This window comes from Lentilactobacillus dabitei, assembly GCF_019061365.1.
Taxonomy (GTDB): domain Bacteria; phylum Bacillota; class Bacilli; order Lactobacillales; family Lactobacillaceae; genus Lentilactobacillus; species Lentilactobacillus dabitei.
Genome location: NZ_JAHPPD010000014.1, coordinates 1 through 2,638, shown reverse-complemented (window position 1 = coordinate 2,638; position 2,638 = coordinate 1). Strand labels below are relative to the sequence as shown.

The 2,638-nt window shown below is 38.7% G+C and carries 4 protein-coding genes; 3 read left to right on the top strand and 1 reads right to left on the bottom strand.

What is annotated here, in order from left to right; genetic code table 11:
• The first annotated feature begins 55 nt into the window (after positions 1-55).
• The 3 genes from KTE19_RS03495 (at position 56) to KTE19_RS03485 (ending at position 1,797) form a co-directional block, all read left to right on the top strand.
• Positions 56-843 (top strand): IS5 family transposase gene (locus KTE19_RS03495; RefSeq protein ID WP_217341640.1). Its coding sequence is split into 2 segments (ribosomal slippage): positions 56-314 and positions 314-843, totalling 789 coding nucleotides; the frame shifts between segments, so codons are not numbered across the junction.
• Between the two features lie 164 nt (positions 844-1,007).
• Positions 1,008-1,505, top strand: a complete 498-nt coding sequence (locus tag KTE19_RS03490; protein WP_430681870.1) for a TetR/AcrR family transcriptional regulator — start codon at positions 1,008-1,010, stop codon at positions 1,503-1,505.
• Positions 1,506-1,617: 112 nt separating this feature from the next.
• Positions 1,618-1,797: a TetR/AcrR family transcriptional regulator gene (locus tag KTE19_RS03485; protein WP_217341638.1), complete on the top strand. Its 180-nt coding sequence runs from the start codon at positions 1,618-1,620 to the stop codon at positions 1,795-1,797.
• Between the two features lie 114 nt (positions 1,798-1,911).
• On the opposite strand, the gene KTE19_RS03480 is transcribed toward KTE19_RS03485, so the two are convergent.
• A partial coding sequence (locus KTE19_RS03480; protein WP_249778573.1) for an IS3 family transposase occupies positions 1,912-2,638 on the bottom strand: 727 nt, incomplete at its 5' end.

Sequence of the window (2,638 nt, the reverse complement as noted above, 5' to 3'; positions counted from 1 at the left end):
CTGTCCAAGATCTATGATTTTTGATATACTTCTATGTAAAAAGCGAGTTTAAGCTATGAAAAATTATCCCAGCAATATTACCCGGCAACAATTTGAATTAATTCGACCAGTTTTAGAAAATTTTCGTAAGCGAACCAAGCCTCGAAAATATGACCTCTACGAGGTCTTCTGCGCGGTTCTGTATGTCTTGAAAACCGGTTGCCAATGGCGTCAAGTTCCCGGTGATTTCCCAGAATGGCGGTCAGTTTACAACTATTACAAAATTTGGTCAACTAAAGTTGAACCAACCGCTGATTCTTTATTGGAACAAGTTTTAAAAAAATTGTCATTGATCGGCGAACTTACCAAGGACGTTCAGCTTTAACTTCGTTTATTATCGTGGACGCTCAGAGCGTCAAAAACACTGCCACTGCTGAAAACAAAGGTTACGATGCCGGTAAGAAAATCTCGGGAATTAAGCGCCATCTGGCAGTTGATATCCATGGCTTTCCGCAGGCCATTCACATGACGCGAGCGAACGTCTCTGATCGAGACGGGGCCAGTGCAATGATCGCTTTACATGCCATGCATTTACGCCAGGTTCAAAATGTCTTAGTTGATGGTGGTTATTCAGGCGTTAATTTTCAGCTCGATGTAGCCAGTAATTTAAACGCAACCGTGCAGGTTGCGAAGCGTAATGAGTTGCATCGATTCGAAGTCATACCCCAACGTTGGGTAGTCGAACGCTCCTTTAGTTGGTTAGAGAATTGTCGGCGACTTTGGAAAAATTGTGAGCGTCAATTAACCACCAGTCTGCAAATGGTCGTTTTAGCGTTTTTAGCACTATTACTTAAGAGATTTTAGACAGCTTCTTACGAGCCAAATGGCCGCCTGATTTAATGCTTTCCAGGGTTCAAATAAGTTATTAATCACGATTAATGATTTATTTGAGCTGTGGCAGGTAAACGCGGTTCTGAATGTCTCTTAAAACCTGTCTCAAATATTGACTTCAATCCAAAGATTCTTTTATACATTTAGTAAGACAACGTGGGTTTAATAATGTGTCGGTAATTGATATCTCTAATAAAGCCCTGATTAATCGTCAGACATTTTATAGGCACTATCAGGATAAGTATCAATTAGCTGCGAAAATGATTCAGGATTTTGTGTCGACTTATGATTCAGTATTGAAGAAAAGAAGTAAATTAAATAAGCAAAAGCAAAATTTTTTAAGCATTACAGCTATATTGGCGCCTGACATAAAAGATCTTTTAATCAAACAACGTGAAAAAATTTTAGCGTTGCGTTCTATTCAATTGGACAGCAAAGATTTAAGTAGTGAGATAAAAAGAGTCTTAGGAAACAATCTTGTAAATATGCTTGAGAAAAAGCCTAGTAAGTTTGAAATGTCATTATTGACTTCACTTATCTTAGGTAGTTTTAATTATCTAATTGATGAACAGGAATTGCCTGATACAAGTGAAATACAAGATGCAATTACAGGAATCCTTTGTTTACTAAGCTGAATAAGATTAGGGGGTGATTTTAAAAAATGAATAAAGAATAAGAGAATATTTTTTTAATAATTTTATTGACTGAACGTCGTTCAATAGTAATATGTAATGTAAGGAGGGCACTATGAGAATAACAAAGCGTCCAGATGAACGTAAAAGAGAACTACTTGATTTAGCGTTTAATCTTTTTAAAGAAAAAGGATTTTCTAAGGTATCTGTTAGAGAAATAATTGATAAAACAAATAGTTCAAAGTCCCCGGGGTTGTTTTACTATTACTTCAAATCAAAACAAGATATGGATTGAAGTCAATATTTGAGACAGATTTTAAGAGACATTCAGAACCGCGTTTACCTTCCACAGCTCAAATAAATCATTAATCGCGATTAATAACTTATTTGAACCCTGGAAAGCATTAAATCAGGCGGCCATTTGGCTCGTAAGTGTTGCGATTTCAACTTGTAAGGGGGTCTGGTAGCCCAGTGAACTATGAATTCTCTTCCTATTGTAGAAAGCATGCACATATTCAAAAAGGACAGCAGCGGCAGTTTCATAATCTTCAAAGACCGGCACTGGATAAACACATTCCTTTTTGAGGGAAGCGTGAAAGGATTCCATTGGCGCATTATCATACGGACAACCCTTACGGCTGTATGAGTGGCGGATATGTAGTTCAGTTAAACGTTGATTGTAATCATCGCTGGTATACTGTGATCCTAAATCCGTATGGATAATCAGGTCCCCAGTAATGGTTCGATTTTTAACCGCGCTTTCCAGGGTCTTTAAGACTAAATCAGTATCCATCTTTTTTGAGAACGAATAGCCGATAATCCGTCGTGAGTGCAGGTCCATGATGGTTGATAAGTAACACCAGCCATTACGCTTCGTTTGAATATAGGTCATATCAGCGGTCCATTTTTGATTTAAACCAGTGGTCGAGAAATCCTGCTTAAGCAAGTTGGGACGCTGTTCAACCTTGGTTTTGGAAGCCGAAGCCGCTTTCCATTTATTGACGGTAACGGAGTGGATATCCAGTTCCTTCATGAGCCGGGAAATCCGTCGTGGACTGCACCGACGCTGCAGTGGTTGAAGTTCCAGATTCAATTCATGGTGGATCTTCATAACGCCGTATCGCTGCTTGAATTCC

Coding starts and splice junctions, on each gene's coding strand:
- KTE19_RS03485 (WP_217341638.1), top strand. CDS start 1,618: ATGAGAATAACAAAGCGTCCAGATGAACGTAAAAGAGAACTACTTGAT.